Below are 4,587 nucleotides of genomic sequence, written 5' to 3'. Positions count from 1 at the left end.
ACATACCTCTTGACTGCATGGACGAGAACCGATCTGACCGCAAGCTGACCGCGTAAGTCCGTCGGCAGCGTCAGAGTGTATAAGCGCTCGCCGTACATCTCGGCTTGCGGCACCTCGAACGACTCGGGAAGTCCGGCGGCGATGGGGTGGCTTGGTTCGACAGTCCAGATACGTTCTTTCTCTCCTGCTTCGCGCCACTTGAGCGAACACGTCGTCCCCATCAGGCGCTTGAAGGGCTTCGAGTAGTGGCCCGAGTGGAGGACGAGCAGGCCCATCCCGTCGTGGACGCGCTCAACCACGCGGTCGACAATGTCGTCACCGACTTCGTCGTGGGCTTTGTGGCCCCACCACGCGAGCACGTCCGTCTCTTCGAGGACCGACTCGGTGAGTCCGTGCTCGGGTTCGTCGAGTGTCGCGGTGTTCACGTCGTAGCCCGCATCGCGGAGACCGTCGGCGATGGTCTCGTGGATTCCGTCGGGGTAGATTGCGGCGACGTCGTCGTTTTCCTTCTCGTGTCGGAATTCGTTCCAGACGGTGACGGTGAGGTCCTCGCTCATGTCGGCTTCAACACGGGAGTCGGTCAAGTAGCCACCGTTCAGAGAACCGTACTCACACAGGGTCGGTAACGAGACAGATTGTTACGCCGGTCGAACGATTCAGGGCGAGTCAAAATAGACTTCCTCCTTACCGACCTTCGAACTCCGGTTCTCGACGCGCCATGAACGACTCCACGCCCTCGGCGTGGTCCTCGGTCTCGAAAATAACGGCTTGTGCCGCCGCTTCGTGTTCGATGGCCGCGTCGATGGAGTCGTCGGGTCGGCGAAGCAGTCGCTTGGAGGCGGTGAGCGCCTTCGTCGGCCCGCTGGTGATGCGTTCCGTCAATTCGTCGAGTTCGGCTTCGAACTCGTCCACGGCGGCGACGCGGTTCACGACGCCGAGTTCCAACGCCCGCTCCGGGTCGAGCAGTTCACCCGTGTAGACGAGTTCCATCGCCACGTTTTGCCCGACGAGTCGGGGCAGCAGATACGAGAGACCTGAATCGACCGCGAGACCGACGCGGCGGAAGCCGAATCCGATGTGGGCGTCTTCGCGAAGCAGTTGGAGGTCACAGGCGATTGAGAGCGAGGCACCCGCGCCGACGGCCGCGCCGTCAATCGCGGCGATAGTCGGGAGGTCGCACTCGTAGATTCGACGGACGCAGTCGGCGGTGTCGTGGACGATATGGTCCACAGCGTCGGGGAGCGCCATCGCGTCGGCCTGAAGTTCCATCATCGCGTTCACGTCGCCACCGGCGCAGAATGCACCTTCACTCCCGCGGAGCACAACGCATCTGGCGTCGTCCGGGAGCGACGCGAGCGCCTCGCGCACCCCGGCCGTCACGTCAACAGTAAGCGCGTTTCGAGTTTCTGGGGCGTCAAGCGTCACTGTCGCGACGCCTGCGTCAATATCGAGTCGGACTGTGTCAGCATCGAGTTCGACCTCAGTCATCTTCGACGCAGACGTGCAGAATCGTGAAAAACGTTTGGTCCGTGGAGAGTTGAACGGAGCGGGCGGGAGGTCTCAGTTGAACAGTTTGTGGCGGCCAGTCTCAGTCGAAGACGGCGGTCACGTCGATTCCAAGTCCCGGCGCATCCGGGACACGCATCGTTCCGTCCCGAACGGGCGCAGGGTCGTCTGCGAGGTCGCCATCGAGGAACGAGGCGGTCGCCAGGCCGTGTGCGCGGTTGTCGGGCAACGATGCGGCGACGTGCAGTGCTCCAAGTCGGGCGACAACGGCGTCGATAGTCGTGGTGACGACGACGCCAACACCCGCGTCTCGGGCGCGTGCGGCCACGTCGCGGACTCGGTCGGGGCCGCCGAGCGCCATTGGCTTGCAGACGAGCACGTCCGCCGCGTTCGAAGCAATCGCTCGCTTGGGAGAAACGGCGGCAAGCGATTCGTCGAGCGCGATGGGCGTGTCGTGGAGTCGACGGAGGACCGCGTGGCCGTCGAGTTCCGTCGCGGGAAGCGGCTGTTCGAGGTATTCGAGTTCAACGTCGGCGACCGCGTCGAGGAATCGGTCGGCGGTCCAGCGGTCCCACGAGGCGTTCGCGTCGGCCCGAATCGACACGCCAGAACCGACCGCGTCGCGAACGGCTCGAAGGCGGTCGGTATCTTCCGAAGGGTCCCGCGCGCCGACCTTCACTTTCAGGCACTCGTAGCCCTGCGAGACGGCTGTTTTCGCGGCTTCGACGGTCGATTCGAGACCCGCGTCACCGAGTGTCGAATTCACCGGAAACGAGGTGTGCGAATCGGTGTCTAGTGTCGTCGCAAGCGGCTGGTTCGCGGCGCGGGCGCGGGCATCTGCGAGGGCGAGCGAGACGGCGTGTCTGGCTGCTGGTGCGTCGGCGAGGGAACCGTCTGCGAGTGCACGCTTCGGGTCCGAAACTGAGTTGAGTGCGTCCCCACACTCGGCGAGTGATTCGGTCCAGCCCGGAAGAGGGGTCGCTTCGCCGATGCCCGTCGTTCCCGCGGCGTCGACCGCGACGAGGAACCCTTCGCGGCGCTCGATATCGCCCTTGGCGGTGGAAAGCGGCTGTCGGAGGTCGACCGAGAACTCGCGAATTTGAAACTCCATTATGCGAGGACGAGTCCGACCGAGAAGAGGACGGCGTAGAGTGCGAGGAGTTTTCCGGTGTCTTCAAGCGCCGGGTTGAGTTTCTCGCCTTTCGTCTCGGTCATGACGGTCTGGGCGATGCGGGCAGCGATAGGCATCGAGAGGGCCGGTAGGAGGACGAACCACTCGAACCCGGAGCGCGACCAGAGGTAGAACGGCACCGCGTAGGCGAGTGCGAGCATCGCAAGGTACTCGCCGCGGGCGACACCGTAGCCGAATCGGACCGCGAGCGTCCGCTTGCCCGTGGTCGCGTCTTCCTCCTTGTCGCGGACGTTGTTCACGACGAGGATGTTCGTCGAGAGCGCCGCGATTGGGAGGCTCACAACGATAGCGACGAGGGTGACGGTTCCCTCTGGAATCCCGACCGGGAAGGGTGCGAGAAAACTCACGGCCTGCACGTAGAAGGTCCCGACGACGGCGACGAGACCGAAGAAAATGAAGACGAACAGGTCGCCGAGACCGTGATAGCCGAGCGGGTACGGACCGCCGGTGTAGGCGATGCCCGAGGCGACAGAGAGGAGTCCGATGACGAGAATCGGAACGCCGCCGACGTAGACGAGGTAGGTGCCGAGCAGGATGGCGGCAGCGAACGTGAAGTACATAGCGCGTTTGACCTCGGACGGGGGGATGAGTCCGCCCGCGGTGACGCGCGTGAAGCCTTCGCGTGCCTCGGTGTCAGCGCCCTGAATCGCGTCGTAGTAGTCGTTAGCGAAGTTCGTCCCGATTTGGATGAGCAGCGCTCCGACGAGCGCCGCGAGCGCGGGAAGCGGGGCGAATTTGCCGGCGTGGACGGCGAGGGCCGTGCCGACGAGAACGGGCGCGGCGGCCGCGGGAAGCGTCTGCGGCCGCGACGCCATCACCCACGCCTTCGTGCGAGAGATGTCCTGCGTGCTCATTATCTGCATACGAGGGCCGAAGCAGTGAGTAAGTTCCTATCGAAAACCGTTCGACGCCGGGGAAAAGTGGGGGACTACGGCAGTTCGGCGTCGAAATCAGTCTTCGGAACCGGAATCAGCGGCGTTTTCCGCGTCGGAATCGGCGTCAGCGTCGTCATCGCGTTCGACGCCGATATCGAGGTGTTCCGCGAGCCGTTCGTGGCCGCGCGCCGCCCGCGCTTCGACTTCCTCTTCAGAGAGGTACGTCGAAAGTCGCCGGTCAATGTCGGCCTCACGAAGGTCGTGCAGTTCCGCCTCGTCGAGTTCGCAGTCGTCCGGGACCCGACTGTCGAACCACTCGCGCCAGTCGTCCCGGTCGCCGTCGAGTTCCGCCTCGCGCCGCATCCAGTCCCAGTGGCCCGCGATTTCCTCGGGATAGCCGTGTTCGTGACGGAAGTCGGCGATAGCTGTTCGGGCAACTCGCGCGCCGTGGCCGGCCGAGATAATCGCCTGCGCGTTGATTCCGGTCACCGGCGCGGCGACGTACAGGCCGTCGAACGGCGTGCTTCCGTCTTCGTCGGCGTAGTCGCGGTTGAATCGCTCGCGTTCCTCACCCTCGTACTCGTAGGAGATGAACATCTCGTCGTCGCCGAGCGGTTTGAGAAACTCGCCGCCGTATCTGGCCGCCGCGATGACGCGTCCGGCGGTGACGGTTCGGCCGTCCTGCGTCGTGACGGTGAAACCCGTTTCAGCCTGTGAGACTTCCTCTACGAGGTCAGAGACGAGTTCGCACCCGGCTTCCTCGGCGTGGTCGTGCATCAACCCGTACAGTGTGTCGATGTCGATTCCCGCGGGGAAGCCGAGGTAGTTCTCCAGATACGCACAGCGCCGGAGCGAGGAGCGACCGCGGTCGAAGATGACGGTATCGAGACCGTAGCGTCCCGTAAACACACCCGCGGAACAGCCTGCCGGGCCGCCACCGACGATGACGACATCGTAATCGAAGTCGTTGTACTCCGTCGACTGGTGATTCTCGCTTGTGGACATACTCAGAAG

Annotated in this window: 5 protein-coding genes; all 5 read right to left on the bottom strand. The window is 64.1% G+C overall.

Annotated elements, in window-relative coordinates; all coding sequences use genetic code 11:
• Positions 1-557 (bottom strand): ThuA domain-containing protein (locus QT222_RS06075; protein ID WP_491476639.1); only part of this gene is annotated, 557 nt, incomplete at its 3' end.
• 127 nt (positions 558-684) lie between these two features.
• Positions 685-1,488: an enoyl-CoA hydratase/isomerase family protein gene (locus tag QT222_RS06070; RefSeq protein ID WP_491476638.1), complete on the bottom strand. Its 804-nt coding sequence runs from the start codon at positions 1,486-1,488 to the stop codon at positions 685-687.
• Positions 1,489-1,588: 100 nt separating this feature from the next.
• On the bottom strand, positions 1,589-2,617 hold the full coding sequence (gene menC / locus QT222_RS06065; protein WP_491476637.1) for an o-succinylbenzoate synthase: 1,029 nt from the start codon (positions 2,615-2,617) through the stop codon (positions 1,589-1,591).
• Positions 2,617-3,552, bottom strand: a complete 936-nt coding sequence (locus tag QT222_RS06060; RefSeq protein WP_491476636.1) for a 1,4-dihydroxy-2-naphthoate polyprenyltransferase — start codon at positions 3,550-3,552, stop codon at positions 2,617-2,619. Before QT222_RS06060 ends, menC begins: the two co-directional genes overlap by 1 nt.
• A gap of 96 nt (positions 3,553-3,648) precedes the next feature.
• Positions 3,649-4,578, bottom strand: a complete 930-nt coding sequence (locus QT222_RS06055; RefSeq protein WP_004056927.1) for an NAD(P)/FAD-dependent oxidoreductase — start codon at positions 4,576-4,578, stop codon at positions 3,649-3,651.
• Between the last annotated feature and the right edge of the window lie 9 nt (positions 4,579-4,587).

This window comes from Haloferax sp. s1 (assembly GCF_058382125.1).
This window is presented reverse-complemented; position numbering and strand designations above follow the sequence as displayed.